We start from the raw sequence: 17648 nt of genomic DNA, 5'->3' as shown, positions 1-17648 counted from the left end.
TCACGCTCGCGCGGATCATTTCGTTGCGATCCTCGGCCGCCCTGAAGGCGACCGCCACCTGCGTAGCCAGAGATCAGCTCCGCGACCGTCAGGCCGTTGCGATCGGCCGCCCGGAGGGCGACCACCACCCCGGCACCTGGGGCTGGCACCTGATGGTATGCCTGGGTGCGATCCTCGGTCCCCCGAAGAGTGACCGCCACCAGAGATCGAGTCGGCCCCGTGTGCGAGCCGGAAACCGCTGCGATCCTCGGCCGCCCCGAAGGACGACCCCCACCACCTGACGGGCGGCGGGTTCCTCCCACGAACAAGGGGTTGCGATCCTCGGCCGGCCCGAAGGGCGACCGCCACCGCTGTATCCAGGCTGCATCGGTCATCTCCGCGATGTTGCGATCCTCGGCCGCCCCGGAGAGCGACCGCTACTTGGGCGCCACTGCGGTCAGCTCGGTTGCGATCCTCGGCCGCCCCGAAGGGCGACCGCCACGCCGGCAGGATCCGCCACCTGAATCCAGGGCCCGTAGTTGCGATCCTCGGCCGCCCCGAAGGGCGACCGCCACCAGGAGCGCTTGAATGGGGATGGCCGCCTGGCGGAGGTTGCGATCCTCGGCCGCCCCGAAGGGCGACCGCCACTTCCTACAGGCCCGAGGTCACCACGTACAGGATAGTTGCGATCCTCGGCCGCCCCGAAGGGCGACCGCCACCCTCTGCTCCACGGTAGGCCACGCCCTGCTAGAGATGTTGCGATCCTCGGCCGCCCCGAAGGGCGACCGCCACCCGTCGATGAACGACGCCTGCCCGGTGTGCACCCGGTGGTTGCGATCCTCGGCCGCCCCGAGGGCGACCGCCACGCCGGACTGCCGATCGGCTACTCACCGCTGGTGAAGTGTTGCGATCCTCGGCCGCCCCGAGGGCGACCGCCACTCATCCGCGGCGGAGAGGGCTTCCTTGGTGGAGTCGTTGCGATCCTCGGCCGCCCCGAAGGCGACCGCCACGCCGTCACGGATGACAGGCGCGTACGCGGCCCTGCAGTTGCGATCCTCGGCCGCCCCGAAGGCGACCGCCACCCCCGAAGCGCACGCCTCCTGGGTGCCGGCTGCCGACGTTGCGATCCTCGGCCGCCCCGAAGGCGACCGCCACGCAGGCGTCCTACAAGGGCGTCTCCGCCACAGAACTGTTGCGATCCTCGGCCGCCCCGAAGGCGACCGCCACGTGGGGGTGTCCACGCAAATGGTCAGCCGAGTGGAGTTGCGATCCTCGGCCGCCCCGAAGGCGACCGCCACGACGAGGTCGGCCGCGCCGGACGGCATCATCGTCTGGTTGCGATCCTCGGCCGCCCCGAAGGCGACCGCCACCGGGGGGAAGCAGCCATGCGTGCCCACGACACCGACCAGTTGCGATCCTCGGCCGCCCCGAAGGCGACCGCCACTGGGAATCCAACGGAATCGACGGCAACTCAGACGGAGTTGCGATCCTCGGCCGCCCCGAAGGCGACCGCCACGCGAGGGGCGCGGACGGCCAGACCCGCCTGTAGACGCAGTTGCGATCCTCGGCCGCCCCGAAGGCGACCGCCACCTGATGCCGCCGCCGAACTGCAGGCAGCGCTGGAACGGTTGCGATCCTCGGCCGCCCCGAAGGCGACCGCCACCTGTGTGGGGCATCTCCATCCTCGCCAATGGCAAGTTGCGATCCTCGGCCGCCCCGAAGGCGACCGCCACGCGGCAAGGCGATCGTGCACATCCCCGGCAAGCGTCCGTTGCGATCCTCGGCCGCCCCGAAGGCGACCGCCACCCGGACGACGAGGCGCTGATCAAGTACCTGACCAAGTTGCGATCCTCGGCCGCCCCGAAGGCGACCGCCACCCTGCGTTTTGGCTGGTCAGGAGTACCGGACGCGCGTGTTGCGATCCTCGGCCGCCCCGAAGGCGACCGCCACTCTGAATGACCTGTGGATTCACTATAGAGGGCGGGTTCATGCTGACAGGAGGGAGTGCTGATATACGCACAAAGTGGGCATTTTTCTTCGGCGTGATAGGCGTGTCGTGTGTGTGCTTGGGGTTCCGAAGTGCCAAAGCGGCTCGTGGCGGGGCCGTACTCGCGCCTGCGTCAGTCTCACGTGTCCATGGTCGTGTCAGTGGCTCATCTTAGGGTGGCGGTTTCTGATTAAGGTCTGCGGTTCGAACCTCGGGGGATCAATGCCGGAGCGTGAGTTGTTCGCCCACAGCCGTAGTCCGCAGTCGGGGTGCCGGCACCGTCTGGAGGACCATCTGCGTGGCTCAGCGGCCTTGGCCCGAGCCTTCGCCGAGGCTTTCGGTGCTGGTGAGGTGGCTGAGTACCTGGCGCTGGTTCATGACGTTGGGAAGGGGTGCTGCGCCTGGCAGGACCGATTGATCTTTCATGCCGAGCCGATGGGCAAGCCGGTAGGGATTCCTCACAAGGAAGCGGGCACTGTGCTTGCCGTGCGGACGGTGGGGCGCCAGCTTGCCGCTGTGGTGCAAGGGCATCACGGAGGGCTGCCTGACCAGGACAAGATCAAGGATGTGCTGGCCGAGCTCCGGGGGGCTGGGCAGGACGCGGATCGTGCCCGGGAGGCGGCAGGGGCCGTGGCCCGGGTGGTACCAGAGATCTTGCGGGACGACCGGATTCTGCCGCCCGCCTGGCTCGCTGGGCTTGAGTCGCCGCACAGGAGGGCGCTCGCCCTGGATGTTTTCACTCGCATGGTGTTCAGCTGTGTGGTCGACGCGGACTACCTCGATACCGCAGCCCACTTCGCCGGCGGGAAGCCGCGCGTTGGTGTGCGCGCGGACATGGGGGAGTTGCTGAAGCGTTTTGAACGGCGGAGGGCGCGGTTGCTCGCCCGGCGTGCGGCGTCCCCGGTGGATGAGCTGCGTGGGCGGGTGTACGAGGAGGCGTTGACGGCGGCTGCGGGCGTGCCGGGGATGTATGTGCTGCATGTGCCGACGGGCGGAGCGAAAACGATCGCGGCGGGTGGGTTCGCGCTGCGGCACGCGGCTGAGCACGGCCTGGGGCGCGTGGTGTTCGCTGTTCCGTACATCAGCATCACGCAGCAGAACGCTGACGTGTACCGGGATCTGCTCGATCCCCCTGAGGGCAGCGAAGACGGGCCTGTTGTGCTGGAGCACCACAGTTCGGTGGAGCTGGACGAGGAGGACGGGGCGGGGGCCTGGGCGCGTCTGGCAGCTGAGAACTGGGATGCGCCGGTTGTGGTGACGACGACGGTGCAACTGTTCCAGTCCTTGTTCGCGCGGAAGCCTTCCGTGATGCGGAAGCTGCACCGATTGGCGGGGTCGGTCATCGTGCTGGACGAGGTCCAGGCGCTCCCCGACCGGTTGCTGATTCCGATCTTGAGCGTGTTGCGTGATCTGGTGGAGCACTTCGGGGCGTCGGTGGTGCTGGTGTCCGCGACGCAGCCGTCGTTCTGGTCTCTGGCGCAGTTGGAAGGGCTTCCGCGTCGCGGCTTGGTGAAGGACGTGACAGGGCTGTTCGAGGCGCTGCGGCGGGTTCGGTATGAGTGGCGTCTGGGGCCGGAGGTGACGTGGGAGTCGATCGCGGGGGAGATCGCGTCTGAGGGAGGGGATCGGGTTCTGACGATCGTGAACACGACGCGGGACTCGGCGCGGCTGCACCGCCTTCTGACGGGGGCGGGCGATGGCGGGGTGCGTGTGTCGGCTCCGGTGTGGCACTTGTCGACGAGGATGACCGCTGAGCACCGGCGTGAGGTGATCAGGCATGTGCGGGGTGAGCTTGCGGCAGGGCGTCCGGTGCACGTGGTGTCCACGTCGTTGATTGAGGCGGGTGTGGACGTGGACTTCCCTCGGGTGTACCGGGCGTGGGCGCCGGCAGAGGCGCTGCAGCAGGCGGCGGGCCGCTGTAACCGTGACGGTCGTTTGTTGGAGGGGGGCAGGGTTGCGGTGTTCCGGCCGGTTGACGGCGGTGTCCCGAAAGACTTGTCGTACAAGGCGGCCATGGACGCGAGCGCGGAGTTCTTCGGGCCGGATACGTCGGCTCCGGATGATCTGGATGTCCTGGGCCTCTATTACGAGAAGCGCTGGGCGCTGCAGGGCACCGATGGGCGGTCGATGGGGGAGGGGATCCAGGAGCTGCGCCGGAGGTGGGACTTTCCCGCTGTTGCGGACGAGTTCCAGATGATCGACAACAGGTATGCCCAGTCGGTCGTCGTGATCCGTCCGGAGGAATCGGATGAGGAGCGGGACATCATTGAGTCGGACATCGCTCTGCTGCGTGGCCGCTTCCCGTCGGGGCCTGGACCGTTGCGTCGTCTGCAGCCGCACATGGCAACTTTGCCGAGGCACGAGGTCGCAGCTGCGCTGCGCGCGGGGCTGGCCGAGCCGGTGATCGGTGATCTTGTGGTGTGGCGGGGGTACTACGATCCGGTTCGCGGGCTGGACGCGGATGATCCTGAGGACCGGGGCGGCTACGTATTTTGAGTTGGTGATGCTGCGCTCGGTGCTTGGCGTCGTGTGCGGGGCGGGCCGTAGCGGGCGGCGCACAGTTCCTCCAGGAGCCCAGGAGCCCAGGAGGTTGTTGCGCCAGCATCTTGTGTAGCAGTCCCGCTGCTCTGGCAGCAGCACGACTGTCGGACTGCCGGACAAGAAGCCGATCAGCCCCGCCACGGAGGCGACAGCCAGGAGCAGGCCCCACCGCTGGGCCTGCTCCGGGGTGAGGGGATCGTGGTGTTGATCTTCCGGCTGGCACACCCTGTGTCCGAGTTGGCCTTAGGTTCCGGCTCGGCGGGTAGCACGCCAAAGCCCTTGTGAGCAGTGGTTTTTCTGTTTCGGAGGTGCATTGTCAGTGCCTCCGCCTACAGTGCGGCATCAATAGGGGACAGGCAGTGACCTGATGTCCCGTTGGTTCCGTGTGCCGTCGCCGGACCTGCCCAAGGACAGGTCCGGCGGGGGGTGGACTGTCAGGAATGGATACGACGGATGAGAACGACGGTGCCCGCATCCAGCAGGTTAGGGCGCGGTAACGAGGGTTGGGCTTTCCCTGATCTGGTGGTGGAGGTCTGGGGTGAGGCGGCGTGCTTCACACGGCCGGAGCTGAAGGCCGAGCGGGTCAGCTATCAGGTGATGACGCCATCCGCGGCCAGGGGTGTGCTGGAGGCGATCTTCTGGAAGCCCCAGTTCCGTTACGTGGTGCGGAAGATCGAGGTGCTGCGGCCGGTGAGCTGGATGCGGGTGCGCCGCAACGAGGTGAAGTCGTTGATCAGTGCCCAGGAGGTGCGGAAGCTCCAGTCCGACCGGCGCTACCGCTATGACGTCGAGACGGACCGGGACCAGCGCAGCACGCTTGCCCTGAGGGACGTCCGCTACCGGATCCACGCGCAGATTGTGGTGGATCCCGGGGCTCTGGCCGGTTCGGCGAAGTATCCGCCCGCGTCGGAGGAGAAGTACCGCGAGCAGTTGCGCCGCAGGGTGGAGCGGGGTGCCTGCTTCTCGGAGCCGTTCCTCGGCTGCCGGGAGTTCACCGCGTCGTTTGGCAAGCCCGATCCGCGGCAGCCGGTGGTGGAGTTCAGCGAGGAACTCGGCGTGATGCTCCACTCGATCGCGTACGGGCCGCAGGGGGAGCGCTACCGGTGGTTCCGCGCTTCCGTCGTCGACGGGGTCCTGGAGGTGCCGGAGGAACCGTTGCCGGACGACGCGGTCGCGATGCCGCTGGCTGCGTGGCGGGCCGACGCAGCGGAGGGCTGAGCGGTGCTGTTACAGCGATTGACCGAGTACGGGGACCGGATCGCCGGGGAACTGCCCGCTGAGTTCTACCGCGAGAAGCAGATTCACTGGGTGCTGGACATCGCCGCGGACGGTCTGAGCGCGAGGTTACTGAGCCGCAAGGTGTCGGGGCGTCAGCGCGACCAGGCGCTGATCATGCCGGTGCCGTATGTACAGCGGTCGGGGACGAAGGTGCCGCCCTACCTGCTGGTGGACACGGCCGAGTTCGTGCTCGGGGCGCCGAAGGCAGACAAGAACGGCCGTGTCACGGAGAAGGGCCGGGACGAGGCGTCGCGCCGGCATGACGCCTACCGTGATCTTGTCCTGCGCTGGGCGTCGTCTGCGGACGGTGAGACAGCGGCGGGTGCGGCCAGGACGTTCTTCACCGCCGGACCGGTGGCACTCGACCTCCCGGAGGGGGTCGAGGCGAAGGACACGGTCGCGATCATGGTCGGCACCTGCTGGCTGCATCAGCTGGGGTCGGCGCAGCGGTTGTGGGGCGAGGAAGTGCGGGCCCGTAAGGGCGGTGCTGCGGAACGTGCGGGGCTGTGTCTGGTGTGTGGTGAGTACCGCGCGTTGCTGGCGACGATTCCGGAGCCCGTGAAGAAGGGGGTGATCCCGACCGCGGGCGGCAGCAACGAAGGCCAGCTCATCAGCATCAACACCGCGGCGCAGGGGCGCGAGGGCCTGACCCAGCTGGTGAACACTCCCGTATGCCACCGGTGCGGTGGCCGCGCCATGGCGGTTCTGAACCACCTTGTCGCCTCGGACCGGCACCGGCGCCGCTTCCGGGACGACGGAGTGCTGTTGTGGTGGACGAAGCAGACTGAACCCGATTCCGCGCTCGCCATGTTCTTCGACGACCAGCCGGAAGCCGCCGACATCGAGCACCTCATCGACTCGATGACCACCACCCCCGGTCCCGCCACTGCGGAACGGGCGGACACCGACGCCTTCTACGGCCTGTCCCTCGGTCTGAACAACGCCCGCCTCGTCGTCCGCGACTGGATCGACGTCCCCCTGCCCGTGGCGAAGACGAACCTGGCCGCCTGGTACGCCGACCACGGAGTCTGGGACGGATGGACGGGACGGACCCGCTACTTCCCGCTCTGGCAGCTGGCCCTCTCCTGCGGCCGCTGGCAGGGCGAACGCTACGCACCCGACAGCGCCCCCCATGGTCTGGAGGCCGAGCTGCTCCACAGCGCCCTGCACGGCACCCGCCCGCCTGCCCGAGCTCTCCCACTCCTCCTGCAACGCGTCCACGCCGACCAGCGCGTCGATCCGCCGCGCCTGGCACTGCTGCGCCTGCTCCTCAACCGTTCCCCCGACCCCCAGGAGCACCTGATGCCACAGCTCGACAAGGACAGCACCGACCCCGCCTACCTCTGCGGCCGGCTCTTCGCCGTTCTTGAGTCCGTGCAGGACGAGGCACTCCCGGACATCAACACCACCCTGCGAGACAAGTACTTCAGTGCCGCGGTCGCCGCACCCAGCATCACCCTGCGCCGGCTATTCGCCGACTCCGGAGCCCACTTCAAGCGACTACGCCGGGACAAGCCCGCCGCCCGGTACGCGCTGGAGAAGCGCCTCTTCGAGATCTACAGCAAGGTGAGCGACGACCTTCCCGGCCACCTCACCGACGTCCAGCAGGGCCGCTTCATCATCGGCTACTCCCACCAGCGCCACGAGGACCTGGCACGGAAGCAGGCCGCCAAGGAACGCAGGCTCGCCGCTGTTCCCGCTCAGGCCGCACCCGCCCAGGACACCGCTTCCGCCTGACCCGGCAACCCCGCACACCATTACGAACCCGTTCAAGGAGATCTTCCTGTCATGACCGCTGCCCACCTGGACCCCGCCCGCAAGCACGACTTCGTCTTCCTCATCGAGGCCGTCGACTCCAACGCCAACGGCGACCCCGACAACGGCGGCCTGCCCCGCACCGACCCGGTCAGCGGCCACGGCCTGATCACCGACGTCGCGATCAAGCGGAAGATCCGCAACACCGTCGCCCTCATCAACTCCCACGAACCCCGCGAGGGCTACGAGATCTACGTCGAAGCCGGCACCGCACTCAACAGCCAGCACGAGCGCGCCTACACCGCCGGCGCCGCGAGCGACCAGAAGTCCGCGCAGGAATGGATGTGCCGCAACTTCTTCGACGTACGCATGTTCGGCGCCGTCATGACGACCGGCAAACGCGACAAGCAGGCCGGACGCGTCCAAGGCCCCCTCCAGATCGGGTTCTCCCGTTCCATCGACCGCATCACCCCCCTCGACATCGGAATCACCCGCGTCACCCCCACCAAAGAAGAAGACGTCAAGGCATGGAACGAACGAGGAGAGGGCCAAGACGCCAAAAACAAGGGCAAGGAGACCGAGATGGGCTCCAAACACGTCGTGCCCTACGCCCTCTACCGCGGCACCGGCCACTTCAGCGCCCCACTTGCCCGCCGCACCGGCGTCACCTCCGACGACCTCGCCCTCTTCTGGCGCGCCTTCGAAATCATGCTGGAACACGACCGCGCCGCCGCCCGCGCCAACCTCGCCCTGCGCGGCCTGTACGTCTTCACCCACGACGACGCCTTCGGCCGCGCCCCCTCCCACGAGCTGTTCGAACGGATCACCGTCAAGGCCCGCGACGACGTCAGCGCACGCAGCTTCTCCGACTACGGCACCGTCGAGGTACGTGACGCCAATCTCCCGCCCGGCGTCACCCTCACCACCCTCATCCCGCGCCCTGTCTGATGACGACATCTCTTCCCGCACAGGGCGGGGAGGGAGACCTCCTCCAGGTCTCCCTCTCCGCCCTGGAGCACTACGCCTACTGCCCCCGCCAATGCGGCCTCATCCTCCTGGAAGACGCCTTCACCGACGACGCCGCCACCATCCGCGGGACCCACCTCCACCAGCGCGTCGACACCCCCGGAAACAAAGGGCGACGAACCGTGCGCACCCTGCACGCCCTGCCCGTCTGGCACGACGGCTACGGCCTCACCGGAATCTGCGACACCGTGGAACTGCACAACGACGGCCGCATCCTCCCCGTCGAACACAAATCGGGGCGCTACATCCCCGGCGGACCGGCCGACATCCAAGCAGCCGCACAGGCCCTCTGCCTCGAAGCAATGTTTCAGCAACCCGTGCCCGAAGCCGCGATCTTCTCGGCAACCGACCGCCGACGCCACCTCATCACCATCGACGACGCCCTGCGGGCCCGCGTACTCGACACCACCCACGCCGTACGGGCTCTCCTCGAAAACAGCCACCTGCCCGGCCCCGCAGCCGACAAACGATGCCGCCGCTGCTCCATGGCCACCGACTGCATGCCGAAACTGCTCGCCGGGACACGCCGCTACCGCCAAGCCCTCACCACCCTCTACTCACCCACCGACCCACAGGACACCGACGCGTGACCACCGAACTCCTCAACACCCTGTACGTGCAAACACAGGGAGCCGACCTCCGCCTGGACCAGGACAGCCTGCGCGTCCACCTTCCCGACACTCCCGGACGCCAGATCCTCCCACTGCGCCGCATCGACGCCATCGTCCTCTACGGCCACATCAACCTCTCCACCGAACTGATCAGCCGCTGCGCGCAAGACCGAAGATCCGTAACCTGGATGACGAGGGGAGGGCGCTACCTCGCTCGCCTCGACGGCGCCGTCCACGGAAACGTCCTCCTCCGGCACGCCCAACACCGGACGCACGAAGACACCGAAGGCCGCCTCTCCATCGCGCGCACCATCACCGCAGGCAAGATCCGCAACAGCCGCTGGATTCTTCTCAGAGCCGCCCGGGACGCCGCCCCCACAGCAAAGTCCCGCATACGCGATGCAGCCGACGCTCTCGCCGAAAGCCTCACCGCCACCAGTACCTGCACATCCCTCGACAGCCTCATGGGCACCGAAGGAAACGCCGCCCGCACACACTTCGCCGCCCTCGCTGACACCATCCGTCCCACCGAAGGCATCCCCGCCTTCACCCACCGCAACCGCCGACCGCCCACCGACCCTGTCAACGCCCTGCTCTCCTACACCTACGGACTGCTGCGCGGACTCGTCCACGGAGCCGCCGAACAGGTCGGCCTCGACCCATACATCGGTTTCCTCCACGGGATCCGACCCGGCAAACCAGCACTCGCCCTCGACCTTATGGAGGAATTCCGTCCCGTCCTCGCAGACCGCTTCGTCCTCACCCTCCTCAACCGCCGCCAACTCCGGCCCGCCCACTTCGAGACCACTCCCGGCGGAGCCGTCCGCCTCACCGACGACGGCCGCAAGATCGTCATCACCGCCTGGCAAGACTGGAAGGCCCAGACCTGGGAGCATTCCCTCGCAGAACGGGACGTCCCCGCCGGCCTCCTGCCAGTGGTCCAGGCCCGCATCCTCGCGCGCCATCTCCGAGGCGAACTTCCCGCGTACCTCCCCTGGACCGCTGCCTGATGGAACTACTGCTCACCTACGACGTCGACACCACCACACCCGAAGGTCGCCGCAGACTCCGCCGGGTAGCCAAGCTCTGTGAAGGCCACGGCATACGTGTGCAGAAATCCGTGTTCGAAATCGTCACCAACGACAAGACGCTCCTGACGCTCATGTACGACCTCGAAGACCTGATCGATGCCAACACCGACAGCATCCGTATCTATCGCCTGCCCCACGCGGGAACGGAAGACGTCCACACACTTGGCATCGCTGCCCCCCACCCCCACCGAGCAGACCTCATCCTGTAAGGAGAAGGCAGCTTCGGAACCCCAAGCGAGCACACGACACGCGGATCACACCCAAGGGCAATATCCGCATTGGTCCCGTATTGGTGTCCTGTTTCGGGGAGAACAGATCTCAACATTGACCGTTTCCGCTGGTCATCCAGAGTGGCGGTCGCCTTTCGAGGCGACCGAGGATCGCAACCGCGTCGGCACCCGCACCGACCGCCCCGACGACGCCGGGTGGCGGTCGCCTTTCGAGGCGACCGAGGATCGCAACGTCGGCTGGTGCACCCGGCTGATCGACCGGGCCGGGGGTGGCGGTCGCCTTTCGAGGCGACCGAGGATCGCAACGCTGCGGCAGGGGCGTGCGCAGGCGGGCTCATCGGCAGTGGCGGTCGCCTTTCGAGGCGACCGAGGATCGCAACGTCGGCTGGTGCACCCGGCTGATCGACCGGGCCGGGGGTGGCGGTCGCCTTTCGAGGCGACCGAGGATCGCAACGCTGCGGCAGGGGCGTGCGCAGGCGGGCTCATCGGCAGTGGCGGTCGCCTTTCGAGGCGACCGAGGATCGCAACGTCGCAGACCCGCACCACGCGGTCGAGGCTGCCGTGGTGGCGGTCGCCTTTCGAGGCGACCGAGGATCGCAACGTCATGCCGCCAGACCAGCACGGCCGCCGACGACCAGTGGCGGTCGCCTTTCGAGGCGACCGAGGATCGCAACGCCCCACGCTCCGTCCGCGAGCAGCGGCCCGCGGACCAGTGGCGGTCGCCTTTCGAGGCGACCGAGGATCGCAACTCCAGGTCGGAGCCGCGGAACGTCCAGGGCAGGCGCAGTGGCGGTCGCCTTTCGAGGCGACCGAGGATCGCAACGACTCCAAGCGCGGCGACACCCTGGTCGACGTCGCGTGGCGGTCGCCTTTCGAGGCGACCGAGGATCGCAACCAGTCGGCCAAGGAGGGCCACGAGGCCGACTACGGGGTGGCGGTCGCCTTTCGAGGCGACCGAGGATCGCAACCTCACCCTGGCCCCGGCCGTGGCCATGACGGTGATGTGGCGGTCGCCTTTCGAGGCGACCGAGGATCGCAACTCAATCCACCGCGTGACGCCAGCGAGCGCCTTGTCGAGTGACGGTCGCCTTTCGAGGCGGCCGAGGATCGCAACTCGTGTCGGGTCTGCTCGCGCATGACGGCAAGCTGTGGTGGCGGTCGTCTTTCGAGGCGACCGAGGATCGCAACATCGACGGCAAGGGCGAAGAGGCCACGGTGTGGCGGTGGCGGTCGCCTTTCGAGGCGACCGAGGATCGCAACCCCAGCACGTGCTGGGTCACCTCAACCACCCGTCCGTGTGGCGGTCGCCTTTCGGGGCGGCCGAGGAGCGCAACAGCCCCATCGGCAGGCCCGGTACAGCGGTGGAAGCCGCCGTACCGCCCGCCAGACCCAGCAGTCGATCCAGATCACCAGGTCAGGGCACGGGTGAACTGGACGCAGACCGCGCGGGTGCGGAGGCTGGAGTTCGTGCTGCGGCCCTTCACCGAGCGTGGCTGGGACGCCGACACCATCACGGCCGAGCTCCACTCGTGGATGCTGACCTGGCGTCCGGCCCGGCCCGCGGAGTACATCCGCGCCCGCCTGGCCCAGCAGGCCACCGCCGAGCACCAGGGGCGACTGTCTGTCGATGAGGTCCGGCACGCTTCCACCTGTCCGTTCCGGGAGAACGCCTCGGGCGGCTACCAGCGCGCCCTCGCGGCCCACCGGCAGGCCGCACAGCCGCGCCGGGTGGACCCGACCATCGAGCAGGCGGCGGAGCGGCAGATGTCCGCGGTGCGTGAGCTCAGCCGCCGTGCCTTCCCCGAGACCGAGGCTGTACCTCAGGATGCGCTAGCCCCGATCGAGGAGGCCCGCGCCCAGCGCCGCCAAGCCGCGGCGACCGAGGCGGCCGCGCTGCGCCGGGGGCGTGCTGAGGGGGCCGGCCAGGTGACCGGTGATGCCGCGTCCGCGTTCCGGGAGTCGGCCTGACCGGTCTGGTCTGGCTAGAGCGTGTGTCTTTTGTGAGTTGATCAACTGATCGGCGACCCCCTGAAGGCTTGCTCTCGGACCGCGAGACGATCGCCTCCCGCCTGTCGGTGACCCATCCGAGCGTTGTTTGACGGCTGTGCCTTCGCCCTCGATGGTCGGACTGCTGTGGCGGCTAGCGTGGATGCACCGCCCAGGTGTGGGTGTACTTCACGCGCCCCGGTTCGAGCGTTCTAGCGGTTTTCCGACGGGCGAGCAATGGAAGGGCCTGACATGTCCAACCACTTCACCGGCCTCAGCCTTGGGCCACCACTCGGCGACCAGCGCCTCGATCTGTGCGACCTATACGCCTTCGGGGCACCCGGCGATCCGAGCAGGACCGTTCTCATCCTCAACGCCAATCCCAACGCAGATGCCATGCACCCCGACGCCGTATACCGCCTGAACATTGACAACGACGGCAATTACCTGACCGACGGCGCCTTCAGCTGGGTCTTCAGCCCGCCGGCATCCGACGGCTCGCAGACCTACAGCGTCTTCATGGCAACCGGTGCGGAGTCCCGCAGGCCCAAGGCGGTCGGCACCAAGATCGTGTCGGACGCCGCCGTCTCCTTCGGCCCCCAGGCCAACGTGGTCAGCAGCGGCGACTACAAGGTGGCCGCCGGTAGCCGCAGTGATGCCTTTTTCTTCGACTTCGACGGAATCAAGAATCTGTTCGACACCAGCGGCAACCGGAATTTCACCGCGCCGCATCTGGGCGGAAAGTCCCCGTGGACCGGCGTCGACTCCAACAGCACGGCCAACGTCTTCTCCATGGCCATCGAACTGCCGACCGCGGAGCTGGCCCCCAAGCCCGAGCTGCACATCTGGGGCCGGTGCAGCGTCCTACGCGACGGCGAACTCGTCCACGCGGACCGGGCCGGGCACCCGTCAATGAGCAGCTTCTTCAACACCGACGACACGAAGGAGGAGTACAACGCCAGCGAGCCGGTCAACGACCGGGCCAGGTGGACGGACCAGTTCGTCCACCTGTTGGGCCATACCGGCGGCTACTCGCGTGAGGAGGCGATCACCGCGCTCGACGAGCACGGCCTCCTGCCGGACGTGCTGCACTTCGACCCGTCCAAGCCTGCCGCGTACCCGAATGGCCGGACATTCGCGGAAGACGTCATCGACATCCGCGTCGCGTTCCTCACCAAGAACGAGGCGCCGCCCACCGGTCTGACGCCGCACACCGACACCCTGGACCGGTTCCCGTACCTCGGCGACCCGCACCCGGCAACCACCTCCTGACGGATCCCGGCGGGACACACCCGAGGCTCCGACGGCCGAGCCGGGACAGGCCGATCGATCAGTAAATCGGACTAGGGAAGGGGGCAGGTGAGCGGGAGGACGCGTTCGGTCAGCTGCCCGGTGAGGTGGGTGTCGGTGACGACGGCTTCGGCGAGCCAGTCCGCTGCGGTCAGCTGGTCCACCAGGTGCTGCAGCTCGCCGGGATCCACCGGGACCCAGGCGGCGAGCGAGTCCAGGGCGATGCCCTGGCCGCCGGGGCCGAGCCGCCCCGAGGCGCTGGTCTGTGTGGCCAGTGTCAGGGCGAGCAGCCGGGCGGCCGCGGGGGCCTTGGCCTTGCGGAGCTTCTTGTCCGAGACGACTATCTGGGCCCAGCCGCTGAGCTTGGGCCGCAGTTTCTTGCCGAACGTGAACGGGCCCGGCTTGTCCTCGTCAGGAATCAGGGAGGGGACGGTGATGGGGGTGGGGTTCTCGGGCTGGGAAACGAGCAGGTCACCAGGGGTACCGGGGAGGCGCAGCCAGCCGCAGTCGGCCAGCTGCGTGACCAGGTCCCCCGGCTCGCTCAGGCCCAGCCCGGTGAGGTCCTGGCCGACGAGGTTACCCGTGCCGGTGTGCGCGGTGCGCAGGGTCAGCATCAGTATCAGCAGGCGTGCTTTCGGGCCGGGCAGCGGGGTGTGGTCGGCCGCGTGAGCGAGGACGGCCCGTGCGTGCTTCCACTGCGTCGGCGTGGTCAGCAGGCGGGCCACGGCCGGGGCGTTGCTGTCTGGTTCGTTGCTGCTCGTGCCCAGGCCGGTGCGCTGCTGGTGCTGGAGGCGGGCGGCGGTGGCGGCCTGCTCGGCACGCTGGGCGTCCAGCCGCAGGCGGGTGTCGCCGGTGGCGTCGGCCCACGCGGTGAAGGCGCTCGCCTTGCGGGTGTGGAGATCGGCCAGGAGTGACAGGTCGGGCTCGCTGCGCTGCTGGTAGGCGCGGAAGAGGTCACCGAGTTCGACGAGCTCGTCCCGCAGGGCGACGGGCCGCAGATCGTGCGGGATGACCCGTTGGGCGATCTTCACCTGCCGTGGTCGGCGCCGCACCGGCGCGGAGCGGGGAGCCGGTACCGGGCCTGCCGTGGTCGGGCGGCGGTGGGAGAACTGCGGCGCGCCCGCGCCCGCGCCCGCGCCCGCGGCTGTGGCTGCGGGGGTGGTCGGGCGGTCGGAGGTCTGAGGATCGGGGGCTTGGGAGGTGGCCACGGTCTTCGCTCCGGGTGTGGCGGCCGCGCACCGCGAGCAGCACTCCATGGCCTGCCACCAGCGGCCTTCCCGGTCGGTGACCACGGCCAGGACGACCGGCCCGCCGCACCGCCAGGGTTCAGGGTTCGGCACGCGCATGCCGGTCGGCGTCACGCAGATGCGTGTGGCAGCCGTCGGCCCTGCACGCGCAGTACGCCCCGGCCCTGGGAGCGGGGGCAGCGCCTAGGTGGGCCTTGAGGTGGGCGATCGCGGCCGCACGGCCGGCGGCCGCGGACGGCAGACGCTGCTCGGCACAGGAGGGACGGCTGCACGAGACGCGCACCGCCGCGCTGCCACGACCGGCAGCGTCCAGACGCACTGTCCACCTGCGCCCCAGTACCTGCTCGTCCAGCTCGCTCGCCGTGGCCTCCGTCATCCTGCTCTTCCTTCCGTGCCGTGTCCCCACTGCCGCGCCCGTCCTCACCACGACGGACAGGGCACGGCGGCCGGGCCCACCGTACGCGGCAGGCGGCCCGATGACCGGGGAACTCGCCCTGTTCACCGGGACCAGCGCGTTAGCCATTGCTCAGCGGGCGTGATTCCGCCGGAGACCTGTACGTCACCATGCACGTCGCCGACTGGTAGTCCGGCCGCGCGGTATTCGGCCAGGTCCGATTGCTTTGTGCCATTCGTCGGCAACCTGCCTCCGACATCACTGAGGCCCGGCTACACAAGAGGGTTGGGGCAGGCGCTGCCGCCCTACAGAGAACGTCATGTTCTGGGGGAGGTCCGGCGGTTGCTGACGATCAATGTGGCTGTGCTGCTTGCGGTCATCGTCGTCATTCGGTTGCGTCGGCGTACGCATTCTCGGAGTCGGCTGGACGAGAATTTCACCGTTGTCATCGTTCTGGCCCTGGGGGTGCTCATCGCACCAACACCGGTGGGCCAGGGAATCATGGACTTCCTCGGCCAGCTCGCGAGCGGCGTCACCCAGGCCGGCCGATGAGCCCCCGCGCACGCAAAGGCCGGGCGGCGGCGACCAGGCGGCCGTCGGCACGGCGACGGACCCGCAGGCCGGGCAAACGGAGGCAGCAGGCGGACGACCGGCTGATCGGTTTCCTCGTGGCCGCGGCCCTGGCCATCGCCTTGGTGGTGGCCGTCGTCAACTGGCTACTGGTCAACTGGTGGATCCTGATCGTCATCGGCGTGCTCGCGGTGCTGGCCAGCGGCGGCTGGCTCTACCAGAAGCAGCAGCAGGCACGGTGGGAAGCGGTCCGCACGCAGGGCCTGCGGTACGGGCTGTCCCAGCTGGACGCCCTGCACCACTCCCAGTTCGAGGACGCGGTGCGGGACCTGATGCACCGTGACGGCTGCCCGGACGCCGTCCGCGTCGGGGGCGGCGGCGACCTGGGCGCGGATGTGAAGGCCACCGACCCCTACGGACGGCGCTGGGTGATCCAGTGCAAACACCGCCGCAACGGCCTCGCCGGCTCCGCGGTCGGCACACCGGAACTTCAGGTTCTCAACGGCACCGCCCGCCAGGTCCACGGCGCCGACATCGCGGTCATCGTGACGAACGGCCGGGTCACCGCACCGGCCGTGACCTTCGCCAAGCAGCAGCACCTCCACGTCGTCGACCGCCACACCCTCGCAGCGTGGGCGTCCGGCTCACGCCCCCTGTGGGAGCTGCTCCGGACCGTCCCGCCGCCTCGCAAACCGACTGCCCTCTCCTGAGCCGCCCGCGGCCGAGCGGGTTCAGGCGCCAGCCTCCGGCTCGTGGAGCTCCGGCCGCCCGGTTCCCTCGCCGGTCGTGGCCTTCCTGTCTCGGGAACGGTGTGCGCCTGCGGCGGGTGTGTATCCGACGCCGTGCCCTAGGACACCTGAGGCTCCCTCCTCCCATGACGTGGACGGCAATTACCGCCTGGTTGCGGGGACGCAAGACGGCCCCGGGCGCCCGCCCGGGGCCGGTTGTCTCAACGGAAGGAAGCAATCAGATGCGATTCCGGATTGAGGACCTGATCACTCTCGCGGTGGACCCCGAAGAGGACGACGGGCAGGGTGGAAACCCCCCGACCGGTGACAGCGACGACGGCCGCCAGTACGTGCGCCCTGCAGGACTGTAGCTACGCCGAGGCGTAACCAGCCCGCATGATGGTGTGCCGACGGGAGCGTTCCCGTCGGCACACCGCTGTCTAGAGTTCCCCGTTACACCAGCGCTGGAATTCGTCGTCGAGCTGGTGCTGGTCGACTTGGCGGTCACCCGCAACCGCTACCCAGGCAGTGACGAGGACGTGGAAGGTCTCGAGTTCGGACGTAGCCAGCGCCTCGCGGAGCACGAAGAACGCCAGGAGCCTGTCCGAGGCCGGCTCCCCGCGATCACAGACCGGGCACAGCACTGCCTCCCGAATACTGTGCACCTCTTCGGCATGGCCTGCGTCAGCCAGCACCTTGCCGGCGGACGTGCCAGCCGGCACAGACTGCAGGTGCGGAGCGGGCCCCCCGGTGCGCGGGCGGCCATCATTCCAGGTATGCGCGAACCGGGCCAGAAGCAGCCCCGGTCCTCCGCACCGTGCGCAGTCCGGTGGATCGGCAAGCCGTAAAACGATTCCGCCGTCCTCATCTCTCACGCCACGCCCTGCCAGGCGTCAGGGCCAAAGGTGCCCTTGATGTCGGAGGCGATCGAGGTC

At 68.6% G+C, this 17648-nt stretch carries 15 protein-coding genes and 2 CRISPR repeat arrays; of the genes, 12 read left to right on the top strand and 3 right to left on the bottom strand.

What is annotated here, in order from left to right; all coding sequences use genetic code 11:
• Positions 1-809: 809 nt before the first annotated feature.
• A CRISPR array of direct repeats spans positions 810-1929; the repeat unit is 36 nt; unit sequence GTTGCGATCCTCGGCCGCCCCGAAGGCGACCGCCAC.
• A gap of 259 nt (positions 1930-2188) precedes the next feature.
• The 9 genes from ACZ7IB_RS36865 to ACZ7IB_RS36825 all read left to right on the top strand — a co-directional run bounded on the left by ACZ7IB_RS36865 (position 2189) and on the right by ACZ7IB_RS36825 (position 13756).
• Positions 2189-4462, top strand: a complete 2274-nt coding sequence (locus ACZ7IB_RS36865) for a CRISPR-associated endonuclease Cas3'' (protein ID WP_470918727.1) — start codon at positions 2189-2191, stop codon at positions 4460-4462.
• A gap of 567 nt (positions 4463-5029) precedes the next feature.
• Positions 5030-5725, top strand: a complete 696-nt coding sequence (cas5c, locus tag ACZ7IB_RS36860) for a type I-C CRISPR-associated protein Cas5c (RefSeq protein WP_470918726.1) — start codon at positions 5030-5032, stop codon at positions 5723-5725.
• A 3-nt stretch (positions 5726-5728) separates the two neighbouring features.
• Positions 5729-7522: a type I-C CRISPR-associated protein Cas8c/Csd1 gene (gene cas8c / locus ACZ7IB_RS36855; RefSeq protein WP_470918724.1), complete on the top strand. Its 1794-nt coding sequence runs from the start codon at positions 5729-5731 to the stop codon at positions 7520-7522.
• A gap of 51 nt (positions 7523-7573) precedes the next feature.
• Entirely contained in the window at positions 7574-8488 is a 915-nt protein-coding gene (gene cas7c, locus ACZ7IB_RS36850; RefSeq protein WP_470918722.1) for a type I-C CRISPR-associated protein Cas7/Csd2, read from the top strand.
• Positions 8488-9156, top strand: a complete 669-nt coding sequence (gene cas4, locus ACZ7IB_RS36845) for a CRISPR-associated protein Cas4 (protein ID WP_470918720.1) — start codon at positions 8488-8490, stop codon at positions 9154-9156. Before cas7c ends, cas4 begins: the two co-directional genes overlap by 1 nt.
• Positions 9153-10187 (top strand): type I-C CRISPR-associated endonuclease Cas1c, encoded by a 1035-nt coding sequence (cas1c, locus tag ACZ7IB_RS36840; RefSeq protein ID WP_470918719.1) that lies wholly within the window; start codon positions 9153-9155, stop codon positions 10185-10187. Before cas4 ends, cas1c begins: the two co-directional genes overlap by 4 nt.
• The gene (gene cas2 / locus ACZ7IB_RS36835; RefSeq protein WP_331735902.1) at positions 10187-10477 is read left to right on the top strand and encodes a CRISPR-associated endonuclease Cas2; all 291 of its coding nucleotides are present in this window, start codon (positions 10187-10189) and stop codon (positions 10475-10477) included. The genes cas1c and cas2 overlap by 1 nt, the downstream gene beginning before the upstream one ends.
• 141 nt (positions 10478-10618) lie before the next feature.
• Positions 10619-11833: a CRISPR direct-repeat array (repeat unit 38 nt; unit sequence GTGGCGGTCGCCTTTCGAGGCGACCGAGGATCGCAACG).
• Between the two features lie 90 nt (positions 11834-11923).
• On the top strand, positions 11924-12466 hold the full coding sequence (locus ACZ7IB_RS36830; protein ID WP_470918718.1) for a hypothetical protein: 543 nt from the start codon (positions 11924-11926) through the stop codon (positions 12464-12466).
• Positions 12467-12736: 270 nt separating this feature from the next.
• Positions 12737-13756 (top strand): DUF4331 family protein, encoded by a 1020-nt coding sequence (locus ACZ7IB_RS36825; protein ID WP_470918717.1) that lies wholly within the window; start codon positions 12737-12739, stop codon positions 13754-13756.
• A gap of 71 nt (positions 13757-13827) precedes the next feature.
• Here ACZ7IB_RS36825 and ACZ7IB_RS36820 read toward each other — a convergent pair whose 3' ends face one another.
• Both ACZ7IB_RS36820 and ACZ7IB_RS36815 read right to left on the bottom strand, forming a co-directional pair.
• Entirely contained in the window at positions 13828-15120 is a 1293-nt protein-coding gene (locus ACZ7IB_RS36820; RefSeq protein ID WP_470918716.1) for a hypothetical protein, read from the bottom strand.
• Entirely contained in the window at positions 15101-15397 is a 297-nt protein-coding gene (locus ACZ7IB_RS36815; RefSeq protein WP_470918714.1) for a hypothetical protein, read from the bottom strand. Before ACZ7IB_RS36815 ends, ACZ7IB_RS36820 begins: the two co-directional genes overlap by 20 nt.
• Positions 15398-15757: 360 nt before the next feature.
• Between ACZ7IB_RS36815 and ACZ7IB_RS36810 the strand changes: the two genes are divergently transcribed.
• From ACZ7IB_RS36810 to ACZ7IB_RS36800, 3 genes are all read left to right on the top strand, one after another.
• Entirely contained in the window at positions 15758-15967 is a 210-nt protein-coding gene (locus tag ACZ7IB_RS36810) for a hypothetical protein (protein WP_470918822.1), read from the top strand.
• Positions 15964-16695 carry a restriction endonuclease gene (locus ACZ7IB_RS36805; RefSeq protein WP_470918713.1) on the top strand — a complete coding sequence of 244 codons (732 nt, stop codon included), beginning with the start codon at positions 15964-15966 and terminating at the stop codon, positions 16693-16695. Before ACZ7IB_RS36810 ends, ACZ7IB_RS36805 begins: the two co-directional genes overlap by 4 nt.
• A gap of 260 nt (positions 16696-16955) precedes the next feature.
• Positions 16956-17084, top strand: coding sequence for a hypothetical protein (locus tag ACZ7IB_RS36800; protein WP_331735862.1), 129 nt, complete (start codon positions 16956-16958; stop codon positions 17082-17084).
• Positions 17085-17153: 69 nt separating this feature from the next.
• On the opposite strand, the gene ACZ7IB_RS36795 is transcribed toward ACZ7IB_RS36800, so the two are convergent.
• Complete coding sequence (locus tag ACZ7IB_RS36795) at positions 17154-17408, bottom strand: DUF6300 family protein (RefSeq protein WP_470918711.1); 255 nt, start codon at positions 17406-17408, stop codon at positions 17154-17156.
• Positions 17409-17648: the final 240 nt, after the last annotated feature.

It is taken from the genome of Streptomyces sp. NPDC037301, from assembly GCF_055602785.1.
This window is presented reverse-complemented; position numbering and strand designations above follow the sequence as displayed.